This is a genomic window from Micromonospora costi, from assembly GCF_003626655.1.
Lineage (GTDB): Bacteria > Actinomycetota > Actinomycetes > Mycobacteriales > Micromonosporaceae > Micromonospora > Micromonospora costi.
In genome coordinates this window covers 496733-516675 of record NZ_RBAN01000003.1, presented here as the reverse complement: position 1 = coordinate 516675, position 19943 = coordinate 496733, and the positions used below count along the sequence as shown (strand labels likewise).

Annotated in this window: 15 protein-coding genes and 2 pseudogenes; 12 read left to right on the top strand and 5 right to left on the bottom strand. The window is 74.0% G+C overall.

Translation table 11 applies throughout. The features are described from left to right. Nucleotides 1-40 precede the first annotated feature (40 nt). Nucleotides 41-1258, bottom strand: coding sequence for a THUMP-like domain-containing protein (locus tag D7193_RS18905; RefSeq protein ID WP_120780839.1), 1218 nt, complete (start codon nt 1256-1258; stop codon nt 41-43). A 250-nt stretch (nt 1259-1508) separates the two neighbouring features. On the opposite strand from D7193_RS18905, the gene groES reads away from it, so the two are divergent. From groES to D7193_RS18890, 4 genes and pseudogenes are all read left to right on the top strand, one after another. Further along, a complete protein-coding gene (gene groES, locus D7193_RS18900; protein WP_018222648.1) occupies nt 1509-1823 on the top strand; it encodes a co-chaperone GroES in 315 nt (104 codons plus the stop codon). Nucleotides 1824-1892: 69 nt separating this feature from the next. Further along, a complete protein-coding gene (gene groL, locus D7193_RS18895) occupies nt 1893-3539 on the top strand; it encodes a chaperonin GroEL (RefSeq protein ID WP_120780838.1) in 1647 nt (548 codons plus the stop codon). Between the two features lie 124 nt (nt 3540-3663). Next, nucleotides 3664-4134, top strand: a pseudogene (locus tag D7193_RS34890) (molybdopterin-binding oxidoreductase); the annotation flags it as partial. A 159-nt stretch (nt 4135-4293) separates the two neighbouring features. Beyond that, nucleotides 4294-5490, top strand: a pseudogene (locus D7193_RS18890) (molybdopterin-dependent oxidoreductase); the annotation flags it as partial. Between the two features lie 77 nt (nt 5491-5567). Here D7193_RS18890 and D7193_RS18885 read toward each other — a convergent pair. Next, on the bottom strand, nt 5568-5951 hold the full coding sequence (locus D7193_RS18885) for a WhiB family transcriptional regulator (protein WP_120781366.1): 384 nt from the start codon (nt 5949-5951) through the stop codon (nt 5568-5570). A gap of 255 nt (nt 5952-6206) precedes the next feature. Between D7193_RS18885 and D7193_RS18880 the strand changes: the two genes are divergently transcribed. After that, on the top strand, nt 6207-7034 hold the full coding sequence (locus D7193_RS18880) for a helix-turn-helix transcriptional regulator (protein WP_120780836.1): 828 nt from the start codon (nt 6207-6209) through the stop codon (nt 7032-7034). Between the two features lie 67 nt (nt 7035-7101). Here the strand turns inward: D7193_RS18880 and D7193_RS18875 are convergent, their stop codons facing one another. After that, nucleotides 7102-7527 carry a DUF5319 domain-containing protein gene (locus D7193_RS18875; protein WP_120780835.1) on the bottom strand — a complete coding sequence of 142 codons (426 nt, stop codon included), beginning with the start codon at nt 7525-7527 and terminating at the stop codon, nt 7102-7104. Between the two features lie 182 nt (nt 7528-7709). On the opposite strand from D7193_RS18875, the gene guaB reads away from it, so the two are divergent. The 4 genes from guaB to D7193_RS18855 all read left to right on the top strand — a co-directional run bounded on the left by guaB (nt 7710) and on the right by D7193_RS18855 (nt 13490). Further along, on the top strand, nt 7710-9272 hold the full coding sequence (guaB, locus tag D7193_RS18870; RefSeq protein ID WP_120780834.1) for an IMP dehydrogenase: 1563 nt from the start codon (nt 7710-7712) through the stop codon (nt 9270-9272). 37 nt (nt 9273-9309) lie between these two features. Beyond that, nucleotides 9310-10428, top strand: a complete 1119-nt coding sequence (locus D7193_RS18865) for a GuaB3 family IMP dehydrogenase-related protein (RefSeq protein ID WP_120780833.1) — start codon at nt 9310-9312, stop codon at nt 10426-10428. Nucleotides 10429-10477: 49 nt separating this feature from the next. Further along, complete coding sequence (locus tag D7193_RS18860; protein WP_120780832.1) at nt 10478-11881, top strand: M1 family metallopeptidase; 1404 nt, start codon at nt 10478-10480, stop codon at nt 11879-11881. A gap of 148 nt (nt 11882-12029) precedes the next feature. Next, nucleotides 12030-13490 carry a M1 family metallopeptidase gene (locus D7193_RS18855; protein ID WP_120780831.1) on the top strand — a complete coding sequence of 487 codons (1461 nt, stop codon included), beginning with the start codon at nt 12030-12032 and terminating at the stop codon, nt 13488-13490. A gap of 126 nt (nt 13491-13616) precedes the next feature. On the opposite strand, the gene D7193_RS18845 is transcribed toward D7193_RS18855, so the two are convergent. Continuing rightward, complete coding sequence (locus D7193_RS18845) at nt 13617-14750, bottom strand: LCP family protein (protein WP_120780829.1); 1134 nt, start codon at nt 14748-14750, stop codon at nt 13617-13619. A 143-nt stretch (nt 14751-14893) separates the two neighbouring features. Between D7193_RS18845 and D7193_RS18840 the strand changes: the two genes are divergently transcribed. Next, nucleotides 14894-16591, top strand: a complete 1698-nt coding sequence (locus tag D7193_RS18840; RefSeq protein WP_120780828.1) for an FAD-dependent oxidoreductase — start codon at nt 14894-14896, stop codon at nt 16589-16591. Between the two features lie 149 nt (nt 16592-16740). Next, nucleotides 16741-18294, top strand: coding sequence for a glutamine-hydrolyzing GMP synthase (guaA, locus tag D7193_RS18835; protein WP_120780827.1), 1554 nt, complete (start codon nt 16741-16743; stop codon nt 18292-18294). A 7-nt stretch (nt 18295-18301) separates the two neighbouring features. Here the strand turns inward: guaA and D7193_RS18830 are convergent, their stop codons facing one another. Next, on the bottom strand, nt 18302-18718 hold the full coding sequence (locus D7193_RS18830) for a PspC domain-containing protein (RefSeq protein WP_120780826.1): 417 nt from the start codon (nt 18716-18718) through the stop codon (nt 18302-18304). Between the two features lie 144 nt (nt 18719-18862). On the opposite strand from D7193_RS18830, the gene D7193_RS18825 reads away from it, so the two are divergent. Beyond that, nucleotides 18863-19810, top strand: a complete 948-nt coding sequence (locus D7193_RS18825; RefSeq protein ID WP_120780825.1) for an NUDIX hydrolase — start codon at nt 18863-18865, stop codon at nt 19808-19810. Nucleotides 19811-19943 lie beyond the last annotated feature (133 nt).

Here is a 19943-nt window from a genome sequence, read left to right as displayed (position 1 = left end):
TGCCGGGCGGGCGGATCCCGTGCCCGCCCGGCAACCGGCCTCAGGCGGGTTCGTCGCCAGTCGTGCGGGGGACCGGTTGGCAGAGCAGCACGGTCGGCTGCCCGGCGACCCGGGTGAGCACCAGGCTGGTCGCCGCGTCGCCGGAGAGGCGCAGGTCCCGCCGGAGCTGTTCCGGCGTCAACGCGGAGCCCCGCTTGAGGATCTCCACGCGGCCCACGCCCCGGTCCCGCAGCAGCGCGCGCAGCCGCTTCAGCGAGAACGGGAGCACGTCGGTGATCTCCAGGCAGCGGGTGAACGGGTTCCGCCGCGGGGCGTCCGTGTACAGGTAGGCGATGGCGGGGTCGGCCAGGGTGGCGTCCAGTTCGTCGGCGAGTTCGGCGACGAGGTGCGCGCGGACCACCGCGGCGTCGGGGTCGTGCAGGAAGCGGCGCACCGGCCCGACGGCTGCCTCCCGGTCGCCGCTGCCGACCAGTCGTACGGCGGGAATCGCCGGGTCGTCCCGGAGGATCGTGGCGCGGCGGGGGACCTCGGCCAGCCGGCCGCACCAGAGCGCCGCCTCGACCAGGTCGCCGGCCACGCTGACCCACTCCGCCTCGGCGCCCGCGGGGATCAGCCCGTGGTCGATTCCCGGCGCCACCTTCACGACCGTGCGGGGCACCCGCTCCGCGAGCGCCGTCACGAAGTCCCACGGCGGCGAGTAGGCGCTCGGGTCGAAGATCCGCCGACCGGTGCCCGTGGCGCGGCGGGCCGGGTCGCAGAAGACGGCGTCCACCCGGCTCACGTCGAACGCGGTGGCGTCGCCGCACTCCACGGTGAAGAGGTCGGCCAGCCCGGCCGCCTCCGCGTTCGCGGCGGCCATCGCGGCGGTCAGCGGGTCGGCTTCCACCCCGTACACACGGATGCCGGCACGGGCGGCGGCGAGCGCGTCGGCGCCGAGCCCGCAGCCCAGGTCGGCCAGGGTGCGCACACCGGCCGCGCGCAGCCGCTCGGCGCGCCGCGCGGCGACCGCACCGCGGGTCGCCTGTTCGAGGCCGGCACGGGTGAGGAACATCCCGGCCGCCACCGGCCCGAACTTGGCCGCCGCGCGCCGGCGCAGCCCGGCCTGGGTCAGCGCCGCGGCCGCGAGCCCGGCCGGCACCCCGGCGGCGCGGAGGGCGGAGGCCGCGGCCAGCGGGTCGCCGTCGGCCACCCGCGCCGCCGCGTCGAGCGCGGCCGCTCCCTCGGGGGTACGCAGGGCGGCCAGTTGGTCGAGATCCACCCGGTCATTGTGGTGGCCGGCCGCGACGCGCCGCCCGCCGGGTTGGCACTCTCCTTGACGGAGTGCTAGCCACGGAATAACCTGCGATTAGCACTCTCACCCCGAGGGTGCCAGCTTCCGGGCCATCCGACCCGGTGGCTGGAACGCCAGGCGGACCGGCACCCGCGACGACGGCCCCGCCCGGTGGCATGTGGCAGATTGACCTGGCCGGCCCCGCCGGCCGGCACAGAAACCAGTACCCCAGGAGGGTATGCCCGTGACTACCGCGACCAAGGTTGCGATCAAGCCGCTCGAGGACCGCATCGTGGTCCAGGCGAACGAGGCCGAGACCACCACCGCCTCCGGCATCGTGATCCCCGACACCGCCAAGGAGAAGCCGCAGGAGGGCACCGTCCTCGCTGTCGGCCCGGGCCGGATCGACGACAAGGGCAACCGCGTGCCGATCGACGTCAAGGTCGGCGACACCGTCCTCTACTCGAAGTACGGCGGCACCGAGGTCAAGTACGCCGGCGAGGAGTACCTGGTGCTCTCCGCCCGCGACGTCCTCGCGGTCATCGAGAAGTAAGCAACCGATCAGTGTCGTTGCCCCGGTCCGGCTCGCCGGGCCGGGGCACCGCCGCTTGAAGGGACATTCATGGCGAAGATCCTGAGCTTCTCGGACGACGCGCGGCACCTGCTGGAGCACGGTGTCAACGCCCTCGCGGACGCGGTGAAGGTCACCCTCGGCCCGCGCGGGCGCAACGTCGTCCTGGACAAGAAATTCGGTGCGCCGACGATCACCAACGATGGCGTGACCATCGCCAAGGAGATCGAGCTCACCAACCCGTACGAGAACCTCGGCGCGCAGCTGGTCAAGGAGGTGGCGACCAAGACCAACGACGTCGCCGGCGACGGGACCACCACCGCGACCGTGCTGGCCCAGGCCATGGTCCGCGAGGGCCTGCGCAACGTGGCGGCCGGGGCCAACCCGACCGGCCTCAAGCGGGGCATCGACGCGGCGGCCGCCAAGGTCTCCGAGGCGCTGCTGGGCCGGGCCGTCGAGGTGGCCGGCAAGGAGTCCATCGCGCACGTCGCGACGGTCTCCGCGCAGGACGCGGCCATCGGCGACCTGATCGCCGAGGCGATGGAGAAGGTCGGCCGCGACGGCGTCATCACCGTCGAGGAGGGCTCCACCCTCGCCACCGAGCTGGACGTGACCGAGGGTCTCCAGTTCGACAAGGGCTTCATCTCGCCGAACTTCGTCACCGACGCGGAGGCGCAGGAGGTGGTCCTGGAGGACCCGTACATCCTGATCACCACGCAGAAGATCTCGGCGATCGAGGAGCTGCTGCCGCTGCTGGAGAAGATCCTGCAGAACAGCAAGCCGCTGCTGATCATCGCCGAGGACGTCGAGGGCCAGGCGCTCGCCACCCTGGTGGTCAACGCGCTGCGCAAGACCCTCAAGGTCTGCGCCGTGAAGGCCCCCGGCTTCGGCGACCGCCGCAAGGCGATGCTCCAGGACATGGCCATCCTCACCGGCGCCGAGCTGATCGCCCCCGAGCTGGGCTACAAGCTCGACCAGGTCGGCCCGGAGGTGCTGGGCTCGGCCCGCCGGGTCGTGGTCGACAAGGACACCACCACGATCGTCGACGGCGGCGGCCAGTCGGCCGACGTCGCCGACCGGGTGGCCCAGATCCGCAAGGAGATCGAGGCCTCGGACTCCGAGTGGGACCGGGAGAAGCTGGCCGAGCGGCTGGCGAAGCTCTCCGGTGGCATCGCGGTCATCAAGGTGGGCGCGGCCACCGAGGTCGAGATGAAGGAGCGCAAGCACCGCATCGAGGACGCCATCGCCGCGACCAAGGCCGCGGTCGAGGAGGGCACGATCCCCGGCGGGGGCGCCGCCCTGGCGCAGATCCTGCCGGCGCTCGCCGACGACCTCGGCTTCACCGGTGACGAGAAGGTCGGCGTCTCGATCGTGCGCAAGGCGCTCGTCGAGCCGCTGCGCTGGATCGCCCAGAACGCCGGCCACGACGGCTACGTGGTGGTCCAGAAGGTCGCGGGCGCCGAGTGGGGCACCGGCCTCAACGCCGCCACCGGCGAGTACGTCGACCTGGCCAAGGCCGGCATCGTGGACCCGGTGAAGGTGACCCGCAACGCGGTCTCCAACGCCGCCTCCATCGCCGGCCTGCTGCTCACCACGGAGAGCCTCGTGGTGGAGAAGCCGGCCGAGCCGGAGCCGGCCGCCGCCGGTGGGCACGGCCACTCGCACGGCCACGGCCACCAGCACGGCCCGGGCTTCTGACGCACGTCGTACGCCCGGTCGGGGCACACCGCCACCGGCGGTGTGCCCCGACGCGTACGTGGCGCTTCTTACCGAACGCTGACGGCACTACCGACCGGCCCGGTCGATCGGAAACACTGGGCCGATGAGCACCACCCCCCGCCGGTTCGCCGCCCTGGCCGGGATCACCGCCGCCGCCGTGGCGATCGGCGTCGCCGAAGTGGTGGCCGTGCTGACCGGCCCCCGGTCGGCGCCGCTGGTCGCGGTCGGCGGAGTGATCGTCGACGCCGTGCCGGAACCGCTCAAACAGTTCGCGATCGACCTCTTCGGCACGTACGACAAGCCCGCCCTGCTGATCGGGACGGCGGTCCTGCTGGCCGGCTTCGCGGCGCTCCTGGGCGCGCTGTCCGTACGCCGCCTCGTGATCGGTCTCGCGGGCATCGCTGCCTTCGGGGCGCTCGGCGTGGCCGCAGCCCTGACCCGGGCCGGCGCGGACGCCGCCGACGCCCTGCCGTCACTGGTCGGCGCCGGCGCCGGCGCGTTGGTGCTCTGGGCCTTCGTCGCCGGCCCGCTGGAGCTCGACCCCTGGCCGTGGACCCCGCCCACAGCGCCGTCTGCGCCCGCGACGCCGGCCACGGCCACGGCCACGGCCACGGCCACGGCCCCGCCGGTGGACCCCGTCCCCTGTCGAGCTGCCCCAGAAATGGGGCGCCCCATTTCTGGGGCAGCTCGACAGGACGCCACCGCGGCACCTGAGCAAGGCCCCACGATCGGCGCCGTGGCCGCCGAGCCCGCGACGGCGGCCGGGCCCGTGACCCCCGGTCCCGCGTCCGCCGGGCCCGTGACCGCCGGGCCCGCGACCACCGGGCCCGCGTCCGCCGGCGTGCCGCTGGAGACCTCCGACCCGGAGTCCCGGCGCCGCTTCCTCACCGGGACCGGGGCGCTGCTCGGCGCGGCCGCCGTGGCCGGTCTCGGCGGGCGCTGGCTGGCCGGCCGGCGCGGGGTGTCCGCGGCCCGCGAGGCGGTCGTGCTGCCCGCTCCGGCCTCGCCCGCACCCGCGGTGCCCGCCGGGGCCGACCTGTCGCTGACCCAGCTCGCGCCCTACGTCACGCCGAACTTCGGCTTCTACCGGATCGACACGGCGCTCGTGGTGCCGCAGGTCGACCCGGACACCTGGCGGCTGCGCATCCACGGCCGGGTCCGCAACCCGATCACGCTGAGCTTCGCCGACCTGCTGGCCCGGCCGCTGGTCGAGCGGTACGTGACGCTCGCCTGCGTGTCGAACGAGGTGGGCGGGGACCTGATCGGCAACGCCCGGTGGCTGGGCGTCCCGCTCCGGGACCTGCTGGACGAGGTCGGGCCGGAGGAGGGCGCGGACCAGGTGGTGGGGCGCTCGGTCGACGGCTGGACCTGCGGCACCCCGACGGCCGTGCTGCGCGACGGGCGGGACGCGCTGCTGGCGGTGGGGATGAACGGCGAGCCGCTGCCGGTGGAGCACGGGTTCCCGGTGCGGATGGTCGTGCCCGGTCTGTACGGCTACGTGTCGGCCTGCAAGTGGGTGACCGAGCTGGAGCTGACCAGCTTCGCGGACTTCGACGCGTACTGGGTGCCGCGTGGCTGGTCGGCACAGGGACCGATCAAGACCCAGTCGCGGATCGACGCGCCCCGGGCGCGCAACCGGCTGACCGCCGGCCCGGTCATGGTGGCCGGTGTGGCCTGGGCGCAGCACCGGGGCGTCCGCCGGGTCGAGGTACGCGTCGACGACGGCCCCTGGCAGGAGGCAGAGCTGGCGCCCACGGTCTCGGTGGACACGTGGGTGCAGTGGTCGTGGCGGTGGGAGGCCACGCCGGGCGAGCACCGGCTCCAGGTGCGCGCCACGGACGCCACGGGCGAGACGCAGACCGATCGCCAGCAGGACGTGGTTCCGGACGGCGCCACGGGCTGGCACACCGTACGCGTCACCGTCCGCTGAGCCCGCTCACCGACGAACGCCGGCGCCGCGCCCGGGGAGGGGGCGCGGCGCCGGAAGATCGCGGTGGGGGAGGAGGCTCAGGCGACGTTGCGCTGGGCCGGGACGGTCGACTTGTGCGGGCGGCCGAGGCGGGCCTCCAGCCGGGCGACGTCGACCCGGGTCTGGCGGCGGTCGGCCAGGTCCTCCCAGCCGATGGCGAGCAGGCGCAGCCGCTCGGACTCGCTGAAGCCACCCCAGACGCCGTACGGCTCGCGGACGGACAGCGCGTGCGCGGCGCACTCGGCGCGTACCGGGCAGGTGCGGCAGACCGCCTTCGCGCCGGACTCGCGGCGCAGGCGGGACGATCCCCGCTCGCCGTCCGGGTGGAAGAACTGGGCACTGTCCCGGCCACGGCAGGCGCCGAGCCGCTGCCAGTCCCAGAGATCGACGATGGGTCCGGGCAGTCTACGTACGTTCGACATCAGCATCCCTCCTCCCGCGCGGCACCGCGAGATACTCATGGCCGGCTTTCCGGGCGGCGGGCCGCACAGGCGCACCGTTTCCCGGCCTGGATCTCCCGGTACCCGGACGCTCCGCAACTCACACGTGTGTGATCCAAAACCTTCCGACAACTTGCGGCATATGCCCCATCTGTCGGAAAAGTTCGGAGGATTGCCGGGAACCTCCTCCCCAGCCCACCCGGTCATGGTCTGCTCGTGGGCGGAGAGGAGACCACAGTGCGTACCGTCCTTGTGTGCGTCCGGACACCACTTGCGGCGCAACATCTCACGTCCGCCGCGGCCCGGCTCGGACTGTCCGCGGTCGTCCGTACCGCCGTCTCCGATCCTGAGGTGATGTTGCGGCTCGCGGAACGACAGCCGGACGTGGTGCTCGCCGACACGGCGCTCACCCGGCCCGACAGCGCCGGTTTCGTCCGGCGGGTGCTGGCCCGGGCGCCGCAGGCGGCCGTCCTGCTGTTCGGCGCGGAGGAGTCCGAGGCGGCCGCCGCCACCATCAGCGCCGGCGCCCGCGGCCTGATCCAGGGCGCCGACCACGATCTCACCAGCGCCGTGGCGAAGGCGCTGCTGCTGCTCTCGGCGCCCGGGCGCGCGGCCCGGCACCGGGTCACCGACCCGGCGCGGGACACGGCGGCCGTCGGCGGGCCCTCCCGCTCGGCGCCGGGCGGCCGGCGCGGCGGGGAACCCGGCCCGGGCTGGACGGCCGGCCCCGAGGAGGGGCCGGGCGGCGTGCCGGCGGTGGTGCCCGTACAGCGCGGCGACGACGGCCCGGAGGGCAACGGCGGCGAGCCGGAGGGCGGGCAGCCGGACGGCCAGGCGCCGGCCTCGAACGTGCGGGCCGCGCGGGCGGCCATCGGGCTGACCGAACGCGAGCTCCAGGTGCTGCTCGGCATGGCCGAGGGCAAGAGCAACGCCGAGATCGGGCGGGAGCTGTTCGTCTCGGAGGACACCGTCAAGACGCACGCCCGGCGGCTGTTCCGCAAGCTCGGCGCCCGGGACCGGGCGCACGCGGTGGCCGCTGGCTTCCGCGCCGGCCTGGTGGCCTGAGCCGGTCCGGGGCGTCACCTCCGGGGCGACCCCGCGCCGGGTGCCGCGGCCGGACGCCCCACCCGCCTCAACGGTCGGCGGGCGCCTCGTCGGCCCCGGGCTCCCCGTCGGTGCCCTCGCTCAGCGTGTCGTGGACGCCGTCGGCGTAGCCCCGGGCGTACTCCCAGGTGACGTAGTGGTCCGGATCCGGGTCGTAGGCCGGCTCGTGCACCCGCGGCCGGCCGGAGCTCAGCAGGTGGCGCAGGTTGCCCCGGAGCAGGTCCCAGTCGAAGTAGTGCGGCTCGCGGCAGTCCTCGCATTCGATCACCAGCCCGCGCACCCCGATGGGCGCCAGGAGTGCCTGGTAGATCTCCAGGTCGGCGAGGTCCTCCAGCACGTCCTGCCGCTCGACGTCGGTCAGCGGGTCGAGCGGCGCGTCGTCGCCCGGATCGTGCAGCCCCGCGGCCGGATCGGCCGGGTCGCCGTTGAACGGGTCGATGGGCTCCTCGTGCACCCCCTCACCGTAGACCCAACGCCCCGGCCATGCCCGCCCCCGGGCGCGCGCCGGCCGGCCCGGCGCGACGGGGGTCGTTCAGCTGCACGGGTACGATGGTCAGGCGCGCCGCGTGCGGCGCTGCTCCGGTGCCGCCCGCGCCACCTCGCCGAAGCCCGTACGAGCCGCTCAGGGGAGCAATCGTGGAATTTTCGCCCAGCACCGATCTTCCGGCCGGCGCCGATCACGGCGAGCTGGGCGGCCACCTGCCGGAGCTGCCCGCCGGCTCGGCCCGCGTGGTGCCGCTCGGCCTCACCTTCGACGACGTACTGCTCCAGCCCGGCGAGTCGGACGTGGTGCCGAGCCGGGTCAACACCGTCACCCGGATGACCCGCAACGTCACCCTCTCCGTGCCGCTGCTCTCCAGCGCGATGGACACGGTGACCGAGGCCCGGATGGCGATCGCCATGGCCCGCCAGGGCGGCATCGGCGTGCTGCACCGCAACCTGTCCGTGGAAGACCAGGCGCTCCAGGTCGACCTCGTGAAGCGCTCCGAGTCCGGGATGATCACCAACCCGGTGACCGCCAGCCCCGACGACACCCTCCGCGACGTCGACGCGCTCTGCGGCCGGTACCGGATCTCCGGCGTGCCGGTGGTCGACGGCGACGGCGAGCTGGTCGGCATCGTCACCAACCGGGACATGCGGTTCGTCTCCGACCCGGCCACCCCGGTCCGGGAGATCATGACCCGCACCCCGCTGATCACCGCGCCGGTCGGCGTGAGCAAGGACGAGGCGCTGGCCCTGCTGCGCCAGCACAAGGTGGAGAAGCTGCCGATCGTGGACGGCTCCGGGCGGCTGCGCGGGCTGATCACCGTGAAGGACTTCACCAAGAGCGAGCAGTACCCGGACGCCACGAAGGACGAGGCGGGCCGGCTGCGCGTGGCCGCCGCGATCGGCGTCGGCGAGGACTCGTACAAGCGGGCCCGGGCCCTGGTCGACGCGGGCGTCGACGTGCTCATCGTGGACACCGCGCACGGCCACCAGCGGGCGGTGCTGGACATGGTCCGCCGGCTCAAGAAGGACGTGACGGTCGACGTCGTGGGCGGCAACATCGCCACGTACGCGGGCGCCCGTGCGCTGGTCGAGGCCGGCGCCGACGGCGTCAAGGTCGGTGTCGGCCCGGGCGCGATCTGCACCACCCGGATCGTCGCCGGCGTGGGCGTCCCCCAGATCACCGCGATCATGGAGGCCACCCGGGCCGCCCGCCCGGCCGGCGTGCCGGTGATCGGCGACGGCGGCATCCAGTACTCGGGCGACATCGCCAAGGCGCTGGTGGCCGGCGCCGACACGGTGATGCTCGGCAGCCTGCTGGCCGGCTGCGAGGAGAGCCCCGGCGAGCTGATCTTTGTCAACGGCAAGCAGTTCAAGGCGTACCGCGGCATGGGCTCGCTCGGCGCGATGCAGTCCCGCGGTCAGGCCAAGTCGTACTCGAAGGACCGCTACTTCCAGCAGGACGTGACCAGCGACGAGAAGCTGGTCCCGGAGGGCGTCGAGGGCCAGGTGCCGTACCGGGGGCCGCTGTCCCGGGTCGCCCACCAGCTGGTCGGCGGCCTGCGGCTGGCCATGGGGTACGCGGGCGCGGAGAGCATCCCCGAGCTCCACGAGCGCGGTCAGCTGATCCGGATCACCGCGGCCGGGCTCAAGGAGAGCCACCCGCACGACATCCAGATGACCGTCGAGGCGCCCAACTACCACACTCGCTGACCCCCACCATCACCCCCGACACCAGCAGGAGCGAGCCATGCGTGACGTGGTCGAGATCGGGTTGGGCAAGACCGCGCAGCGCGGCTACCACCTGGACGACATCGCGATCGTGCCGAGCCGCCGGACCCGGGACGTCGACGATGTCTCCACGTCCTGGCAGCTCGACGCCTACCAGTTCGGCATCCCGTGCGTCGGGCATCCCTCCGACGCCACGATGAGCCCCGCCTCGGCCGTGCGGCTCGGGCAGCTCGGCGGCCTCGGCGTGCTCAACGTCGAGGGCCTGTGGACCCGCTACGAGAACCCGACCAAGGTGCTCGAGGAGCTGGCCGGGCTCGACGAGGACGCCCCGGCCACCAAGCGGCTCCAGGAGGTGTACGCCGAGCCGATCCGTCCCGACCTGATCGCGGAGCGCGTACGCGAGCTGCGGGCTGGCGGCGGCACGGTGGCGGTGCGGGTGTCCCCGCAGCACACCCTGGCGCTCGCCCCGGTGATCCTGGACGCCGGCGTGGACATCCTGGTCATCCAGGGCACCATCGTCTCCGCCGAGCACGTCTCGACGACCGACGAGCCGCTGAACCTCAAGGAGTTCATCGCCGACCTCGACCTGCCGGTCATCGTGGGCGGCTGCACCGACTACAAGACGGCGCTGCACCTGATGCGCACCGGCGCGGCCGGCGTGATCGTCGGCATCGGCGGCGACGACTGGTCGACCACCGAGTCGGTGCTCGGCATCCGGGTGCCCATGGCGACCGCGATCGCCGACGCGGCGGCGGCCCGCCGTGACTACCTCGACGAGACCGGCGGCCGGTACGTGCACCTCATCGCCGACGGCGACATGCAGACCTCCGGCGACATCGCCAAGGCACTCGGCTGCGGCGCGGACGCCGTCATGCTCGGCGAGCCGCTGTCGCTCTGCGAGGAGGCACCGGCCGGTGGCGCCTGGTGGCACTCGGCGGCCAGCCACCCGTCGCTGCCGCGTGGCGCGTTCGAGCCCGCCAATGAGCCGCTCGGCACCATGGAGCAGGTCCTCTTCGGCCCCGCCGACGAGCCCGACGGCCAGCTCAACCTCTTCGGCGGGCTGCGCCGGGCCATGGCCAAGTGCGGCTACCGGGACCTCAAGGAGTTCCAGAAGGTGGGCCTGGTCCTCGACCGCTGACCTGCACGAACGCACCCTGCCGCACCGGCCGCGCCGATAGGCTCGGCCGGTGCGACGTATCTCCCCCCGGTCGGTGCTCGCCGCCGCGCTCGTGGTCGTGCTGGCCGCGTCCGGCTGCACACCCTCCGATGAGGACGCGCCGTTCCGGCCGGGCAGCGCCGACCTCGGCGACCCGTACGTGCCGGGGCACGGCAACGGCGGGTACGACGTGGGCCACTACGCCCTCGACGTGCGGTACGACCCGGCGACCGACCGGCTGACCGGCCGTGCGCAGCTGACCGCGACGGCCACCCAGGGGCTGTCCCGGTTCAACCTGGACCTCGCGGGCCTCACGGTCGACCGGGTGACCGTCGACGGCGCGGCGGCCGAGCACCGCCGGAACGGCGACGAACTGGTCGTCACCCCGTCCCGCGGGCTGGCCCGGGGCGCCCGCTTCACCGTCGACGTGGCGTACGGCGGCGTACCGGCCCCGACCACCGACGGCGCGCTGGGCTCCGGCGGGTTCCTGCACACCGACGACGGCGCGATAGCGCTCGGCCAACCCGACTCGGCGGCCACCTGGTACCCGGTCAACGACCACCCGTCGGACAAGGCCACCTACGACATCGCGGTGACCGTCCCCGACGGGCTCGCGGCGCTCAGCAACGGGGTGCCCGGGCCGAGAAGCGACGACGGCGGCTGGACCACCTGGCGGTGGAGCGAGCGGTCCCCGATGGCCAGCTACCTCACCACGCTGGTGATCGGGAACTACCGGGTGGCCAGCGGCACCCACGCGGGCCGGCCCATGGTCACGGCGGTGCCCGCCGGCGAGCCGGAGACCGGCCCGGCCGCCACCTCGCTGGCCCGCACCGGCGAGATCGCCGACTTCCTGGCCAGCCGCTTCGGGCCGTACCCGTTCGAGGCGTACGGCGGGATCGCGGTGGCCGACGACCGGATCGGGTACGCGCTGGAGACCCAGTCGCGGCCGGTGTACGGGCCGGGCTTCTTCCTGGACGGCCGGCCGAACCCGAGCGTGGTGGCCCACGAACTGGCCCACCAGTGGTTCGGCGACAGCGTCTCGCTGACCCGCTGGAGCGACATCTGGATCAACGAGGGTTTCGCCACGTACGCCGAATGGCTCTGGGAGGAGCACGACGGCGGCCGGACCGCCCAGCGTGCCTTCGAGGCGCAGTACGCGACCACCGACTGGTCGGCGCCCTCGGTGGATCCCGGCCGCGACGCGATGTTCGGCAGCGCCGTCTACAAGCGCGGCGCCCTGGCCGTGCACGCGCTGCGCCGGACCGTCGGCGACGACGCCTTCTTCCGGATCCTGCGCGGATGGACGGCCGAGCGGCGCGACGGCAACGGCAGCACGCAGGACCTGGTGGCCCTCGCCGAACGGGTCGCCGGCCGGCAGCTGCGGTCGCTGTTCGACGCGTGGCTCGTGGGCGGCAGCCCGCCCGCCCTACCGTGACGGCCCCGTGATGGTCTGTGGGTAGGCTGCCGCGGACGGACCGGGCGACGAGGTGCCGCGTGCCCGCACCTTGCGGGGGCGGCGGGGCGGCCCGGGGCGCCGGCGGACGGGCGCGGGAGCCGTCTCGGCACTGCGGGAGGGCGAGACGATGGGGCTGCCAGGGCGGGCACTGCGGGTGGGCTCCGGTCTGCTGCTGACCGGGGCGCTGCTGGCCGGTTGCGACTCGTCGCCGGCCGGCCCCGGTCCGGCGCCGGCCGACGCGCCGTCGTCGCCCGCCGCCCGGCAGTTCAAGCCCGGTGCCGCCGGCGCGGGCGACCCGTACTTCCCCAGCTACGGCAACGGCGGCTACGACGTCGGCCGGTACACGGTGAAGGTCCGCTACGACCCGGCGGAGGACCGGCTGACCGGCACCACGACGGTGCACGCGGCGGCCACCGCCGACCTGTCGGCGTTCAACCTCGACCTGGCCGGGCTGACCGTGCGCTCGGTGACGGTGGACGGCGCACCGGCGAAGCACACCCGCAAGGACGACGAGCTGGTGGTGACGCCGGCCCACGGCCTGATCGCGGGCAACGGCTTCGTGACCGAGATCGCGTACGAGGGCGAGCCGGAGCCGCTGGAGAACGAGGTGCTCGGCGAGGGCGGTTTCCTCCACACGCAGGACGGCGCGATCGCGCTCGGCCAGCCGGAGTCGGCGAGCACCTGGTTCCCCGTCAACGACCACCCGTCGGACAAGGCCACGTACGACTTCGAGGTGACCGTCCCGGACGGACTGACCGCGGTCAGCAACGGGGTGCCGGCCGGTAAGGCGACCCGCGCCGGCTGGACCACCTGGAAGTGGTCGGAGCGGGCGCCGATGGCCAGCTACCTGAGCTTCGTGGTGATCGGCAAGCTCCGGGTCACCACCGGCGAGCACAAGGGACGGCCGGTCTACAGCGCGGTGGAGAGCGACATCCCCGAGGGCGCGGCGGACGCGTCGATCGCGAAGACGGTGGAGGTCGCCGACTACCTGGAGAGCGTCTTCGGGCCGTACCCGTTCGAGGCGTACGGCGGGGTGGTGGTGTCGGACCAGCGGATCCGGTACGCGCTGGAGACGCAGTCGCGGCCCGTCTACTCGGTCGGGTTCTTCCGGCAGGGCACGAACACCGACGTCGTGGCGCACGAGCTGGCGCACCAGTGGTACGGGGACAGCGTGTCGTTGACCCGGTGGCAGGACATCTGGCTCAACGAGGGGCTCGCCACGTACGCCGAGTGGCTGTGGGCCGAGCACAGTGAGGGCCGGCGGGCCGAGGCGACCTTCGCCACCCGCTTCACCGGCTCTCCCGCGCAGCTCTGGCGGACCCCGCCGGGCAAGCCGGGTGTGGAGAACCTGTTCAGCGCGTCGGTCTACCAGCGCGGCGGGATGACCGTGCACGCGCTGCGGGTGGCGGTCGGCGACAAGGCGTTCTTCGAGATCCTGAAGACGTGGGCCGCGGAGAAGCGCAACGGCAACGGCTCGACCGCCGAGTTCATCGCGCTCGCCGAACGTGTCTCCGGCAAGAAGCTCAAGCCCCTCTTCGACGCGTGGCTCTACGGCACAACCCGCCCCGAAAACCCAAAACCCCTCTAACCCCGCCCCCGCGCGCCCGCGGCCCCCGCCCCCTCCCCGCGATCTTGCAGTTTGTGCCCGGGCATTCGGGGTGAAAGCCGCGTACCGGGGGCCGAAAGTGCAAGATCGCGGGGCGGGGGGGTCGGGTCAGGCCTTTACCCGCAGGGTCGGGTGGTCGGACAGGTAGGCGTCGGCGCGCCCGGCGCGGAGCTCGGTGAGGAACCGGCGGCCGACGGAGGTCAGCTGCTCGCCGCGGTAGGCGCCGCCCGAACCGACCGAGGAGCCCGGGAGGCCGACCAGCACGAACCGGTCCGCCGGCAGGCCGCCCAGGGCGTACGCGAGGTCCACGAGCCGCCGCCCGCCGCCCGCGTACACGAGCGTGTCGCCGAGCGCGTCGGTGACCTGCTGGACCCGGTCCGGGTCGCGGGCGAGGCCCTGGTCCAGGATCTTCCGGACGAGCGCGCGGATCAGCTGCTGCTGGTGGCGCTGCCGGCTGTAGTCGCCGCCGGTGAGGTACCGCTGCCGGGCGTAGTCCAGCGCCTGCCAGCCGGTCAGGTGGCGGCTGCCCTTCTCGTAGACCATCTGCGGGCCGACGTACCCGCCCGCGCCGGGCTCCCGGTGCCGGCCGTCCGGCTGCCGGTGCCGCGACACGACCCGCTGGTCGACGTACAGGTCGACCCCGCCGAGGCTGTCCACGAGCCGGTCGAAGCCGTTGAAGGTGATCACCGCGCCGGCGTCGATGCGCAGCCCGGTGTAGCCGCTCACGGTGCTGCGCAGCAGCTCGTACCCCTGGGCGGTGTCCGGCTGCTTGGGGCGGCCCGGCACCCGGCTGCCGTAGCTCATCGCGTGGGTCAGCTTCGTCCGCCCGCCACGGTAGCCGGCCTTCGGGAAGGCCGGGATGTCGACGAGCAGGTCGCGGGGGAGGGAGAAGAGGTACGCGCGGCCGAGCCCGCGCGGCACGTGCAGCACCAGCACGGCGTCGGCGTGCGGCTCCCACCCGGGGACGCTCACCCGGGTGTCCACTCCCACGAGCAGCAGGTTGAGCGGGCCCGTGATGTCGGCGCCCGGCGGCGGCGACGGGCTGGACGCGGTGGGGGACGGGGCGGCCGTGGTGGGGGACGGGCTCGCCGAGGCGGTGGGCGTCGCCGCCCCCGGCTCCGCGCCCCGGTCGCCGGCCAGCCGGACGGCCACCACCCCGCCGGCCGTGACCAGCACGATCGCGGCGAGCAGCAGCGCGCCGAGCAGCCACCGGCGGCGCGTGAGCCCCGACCCCAATGTCATCTCGCGACCCCTTCCACCCGTACCTCTGTGACGTTCCGACGGGTGCCCCGGTTGCGGCCGGGGCGCCGGTGCGGCGCGGTGCTGTGGATGATCGCGCGAAAACGCCCCTGGCGCGATGGCTACCGGCCGGTAATGATGCGGTCATGCGGTACGACGTGGTGGTCATCGGGTCCGGCTTCGGTGGCAGCGTCACGGCGCTGCGGTTGGCCGAGAAGGGCTACTCGGTGGGCGTGCTGGAGGCCGGGCGGCGCTTCGCCGACGACGAGTTCCCGGAGACGTCCTGGCGGCTGCGGCGTTTCCTCTGGGCGCCGCGGCTCGGCTGCTACGGCATCCAACGGATCACGCTGCTGCGCTCGGCCGACCGCCGCGCCGGAGGCGGGGTGCTGGTGCTCTCCGGCGCCGGGGTGGGCGGCGGCAGCCTGGTCTACGCGAACACCCTCTACGAGCCGCTGCCCGCGTTCTACACCGATCCGCAGTGGCGGGAGATCACCGACTGGCGCGACGAGCTGGCCCGCCACTACGACCAGGCGAAGCGGATGCTCGGCGTCACCACGTACCCGCTCGACACCGGCGCGGACCGGGCGATGCGGGCGGTGGCCGGGCGGATGGGGGTCGGGCACACCTTCCACGCCACCCCGGTGGGCGTGCACATCGGACGCCCCGGCGAGCGCGTCGCCGACCCGTACTTCGGTGGGGCCGGCCCGGAGCGCACCGGGTGCACGCACTGCGGCTCCTGCATGACCGGCTGCCGGCACGGGGCGAAGAACACGCTGGTCAAGAACTACCTCTGGCTGGCCGAGCGGCTCGGCGCGCGGGTGCACCCGCTCACCACGGTGACCGCCGTCCGCCCGGCCGAGGGCGGCGGGTACGAGGTGCGCACCGTCCGCACCGGGGCGTGGCTGCGCCGGCGGGCGCAGGTGTTCCACGCCGACCAGGTCGTCTTCGCCGCCGGCGCGCTCGGCACCCAGCGGCTGCTGCACGAGATGCGGACGACCGGCGCGCTGCCCGGGCTCTCCCCGCGCGTGGGCGAGCTGACCCGGACGAACTCGGAGGCGATCCTCGGCGCCTCGGTGCCCCGAGGGCAGGCCCGGGCCCGGGGCGTCGACTTCACCGAGGGCGTGGCGATCACCAGCTCGTTCCACCCCGACCCGCAGACCCACATCGAGCCGGTCCGCTACGGGCGCGGCTCGAACGCCATGGGCCTGCTCCAGTCCCTGCTGGTCGACGGCGGCCCGCACCGCCTCCGGCGCTGGTTCGGGGTCCTGCTGCGCCAGCCCGGCACGGCCGCCCGGCTGCTCTCCGTCCGCGACTGGTCCGAGCGCACCGTGATCGCCCTGGTGATGCAGTCGCTCGACAACTCGTTGACCACCCGATGGCGGCGCGGGCTGCTCGGGCGGCGGCTGGTCACGACCCCCGGCCACGGCGAGCCGAGCCCGACCTGGATCCCGGCCGGCAACACCGCGGCGCGGCTGCTCGCCGACGAGATCGGGGGTACGCCGGGCGGTGCGTTGACCGAGCCGTTCGACATCCCGGTGACCGCGCACATCCTGGGCGGGGCGGCGATCGGCGCCACCCCGGCCGACGGGGTGATCGACCCGTACCACCGGGTCTACGGGCACCCGGGGCTGCACGTGGTGGACGGGGCGGCGGTCACGGCCAATCTCGGGGTGAACCCGTCGCTCACGATCACCGCGCAGGCCGAGCGGGCGATGTCCTTCTGGCCGAACGAGGGCGAGGACGACCCGCGCCCGCCGCTCGGCACCCCGTACCGCCGCCTACCCCCGGTTCCCCCGCACAACCCCGCCGTGCCCCCAGAAGCCCCCGCCGCGCTGAGACCCTGATCCTCCCTTCCGCGATCTTGCAGTTCTGGCCCCTGGAATGCGGTGTGTGTCCCGGATTGTCGGGGCGGAAAGTGCAAGATCGCGGGGCAGGGGGCGTGGTCGGCGGGGCGTGGCGGCTTCGTCCGTGACTGTCGGTAGGCTTGGCCCACATGAGCATGCCTCGCCCCGTCCTCGTGGTGGACTTCGGAGCCCAGTACGCCCAGCTCATCGCGCGCCGCGTGCGCGAGGCGAAGGTCTACTCCGAGATCGTGCCGCACACCATGCCGGTCGCCGAGATGCTGGCGAAGGATCCGGCCGCGATCATCCTCTCCGGCGGCCCGGCCAGCGTCTACGCGCCGGAGGCCCCCCAGGTCGACGCCGGCATGTTCACCGCCGGGGTGCCGGTCTTCGGCATCTGCTACGGCTTCCAGGCCATGGCGCAGGCGCTCGGCGGCACGGTGGCCCACACCGGCAACCGCGAGTACGGCGGCACCCCGCTGCGCGCCCGTCCGGACGCCGGTGTGCTGCTCCGCGAACTTCCCGACGACCTGCCGGTCTGGATGAGCCACGGCGACTGCGTGACCGAGGCCCCGGCCGGCTTCACGGTGACCGCCGAGTCGGCGGGCGCACCGGTCGCCGCCTTCGAGGACGTGGCCGGCCGCCGGGCCGGCGTGCAGTTCCACCCGGAGGTCGGGCACACCGCGCACGGCCAGGAGATGCTCACCCGCTTCCTGTACGACATCGCCGGCATCGAGCCCACCTGGACGCCGGAGAACATCATCGACGAGCAGGTCGCCCGGATCCGCGAGCAGGTCGGTGACAAGGAGGTCATCTGCGCCCTGAGCGGCGGCGTCGACTCCGCGGTCGCCGCGGCGCTCGTGCACCGGGCCATCGGCGACCAGCTGACCTGCGTCTTCGTCGACCACGGTCTACTGCGCGCCGGCGAGGCCGAGCAGGTGGAGAAGGACTACGTGGCGGCCACCGGCATCACGCTCAAGGTGGTCGACGCCGCGGACCGGTTCCTCGGCGCGCTCGCCGGGGTGACCGACCCGGAGCAGAAGCGGAAGATCATCGGCCGGGAGTTCATCCGGGTCTTCGAGTCCGCGGCCCGGGAGATCGCCTCGCACGGCGACGTGGAGTTCCTCGTGCAGGGCACCCTCTACCCCGACGTGGTCGAGTCCGGCGGCGGCACCGGCACCGCCAACATCAAGAGCCACCACAACGTCGGCGGGCTGCCGGAGGACCTGAAGTTCGCGCTGGTGGAGCCGCTGCGCACGCTGTTCAAGGACGAGGTCCGGGCGCTGGGCCTGGAGCTGGGCCTGCCCGAGGCGATGGTCTGGCGGCACCCGTTCCCGGGCCCCGGTCTGGCGATCCGGATCATCGGCGCGGTCGACCGGGAGCGCCTGGACCTGCTCCGCCGGGCCGACCTGATCGCCCGCGAGGAGCTGAGCGCCGCCGGCCTCGACCGGGGTGTCTGGCAGTTCCCGGTCGTGCTCCTCGCCGACGTACGCAGCGTCGGGGTGCAGGGCGACGGGCGCAGCTACGGGCATCCCGTGGTGCTGCGCCCGGTCTCCAGCGAGGACGCGATGACGGCTGACTGGTCCCGGCTGCCCTACGAGGTGATCGCCCGGATCTCCACTCGGATCACCAACGAGGTGGCCGAGGTCAACCGTGTGGTGCTGGACGTGACCAGCAAGCCGCCGGGCACCATCGAGTGGGAGTGATCCCGGCTCAGCCGGCGGCCGGTGCCTGCGGCGCCGGCCCCGGTCCGGCCGGCGGGTAGGGCATCGTCCGCGGGCTCGGCCCGGCGGGCGGGTAGGGCCCGGCCGGGGCGGGGCCCGTCGGTTGGCCGGCGGCGGGCGGCGACGCGGTGCCTGCGGGCGGCGGGGCGTACGCTGCGGCGCCCGTCGGGTGCGGCCAGGCCGGCGCGCCCGCCGGCTCCTCCGGCATGAGGAACCACATGATCGGGTACGCGATCAGCGCGAGCCCGCCGGTCAGCAGACCGGTGACCGCGAAGATCACCCGGACCAGGGTGGGGTCCACGTCGAAGTAGCGGCCGACGCCGCTGGCGACACCGGCCACCATGCGGTCCGTGGTCGGTCGCCGGAGCTGCTTGTACGGAGGCTGGGGAGGGATGGTGGCGTTCATGTCTCCACCCTCCGCGCGGGGCGGCGTAGCGACCTCGGTGACTGCCCGGATCCCTACCCTGATCGCCCCCTGAGCCGGGAGCCTTGAGTCAGGAATCTGACTCTTTTCGATGCCGGTAACCCGCCCGGGGGAGAATTTTTTCCCGTGACCACCACGCTCTCGCCGCTCCGCAGGATCGCGGCATACGCAGTTTGTGCTGATTCGGCCGGTCGGGTGCTGCTGGTCCGGGCATCGGAGCGATCCGGCACACCGGGCACGTGGTCGCTGCCCGGGGGCGCGGTCGACCACGGCGAGGACCCGAACCACACCGTCGTACGGGAGACCGCCGCCGAGACCGGGTTGTCGGTCGCCGTGACGGGTCTGCAGGACGTCCTGGCCGACATGCGGGCGCTGCCCGAGCGGGGCATCACGATCCACACCGACCGGCTCGTCTACCGCGTCTCGGTGCGGGGCGGCACCCTCACCGACCGGGTCGACCGGCCGACCGACCTGGCCCGGTGGTTCACCCGCGAGGAGGCCGCCGAGCTGCCGCTGCGCGCGTTCACCGCGCGGGCACTCGACCTCCCGGCCGCCTCGGCCGACGTGGTCCCCGAGGAGGCGCCCGAGTTCCCCTCCTTCTACGCGGTGCCCGGTCCGGACGGCCTGCACCGGGCGCAGCGCTTCGCGGCGTACGCGGTCTGCACCGATCCGGACGACCGGGTGCTGCTCACCCGGGTCTCCGACGGCTACCCGGGCGCCGGCCGCTGGCACCTGCCCGGCGGCGGCACCGACTACGGCGAGCAGCCCGGGGCGGCGCTGATCCGTGAGCTGGTCGAGGAGACCGGGCAGACGGGCCGGTTGGTCGGCCTGCTCGGCGTGGCCAGCCACCGGGACGCCGCTTCCCTCGGCCCCGAGGGCTACCCGATCGACTGGCACGGCGTCCGCGCCTTCTACCGGGTGGTGGTCGACCAGCCTGCCCCGCCCACGGTCGCTGACGTCGGCGGTTCCACCTGCGAGGCCCGCTGGTTCGCCCCGGAGGAGCTCGGCGCCCTCCCCGCCGACCGCCTCACCGAGGTGACCGCGGAGGCCGTCCAGGCTGCCCGCCTGACCTGACCCCCGCCCCCCGCCCCCCGTCCCCACCCACCGCCCTTCCCGGCGATCATGAAGTTATTGTCAGGACACGCCGTGACGGGCGGCGATAACTTCATGATCGACGGACGGGCGCGTCGGGGCGCGGGGGGCGGGC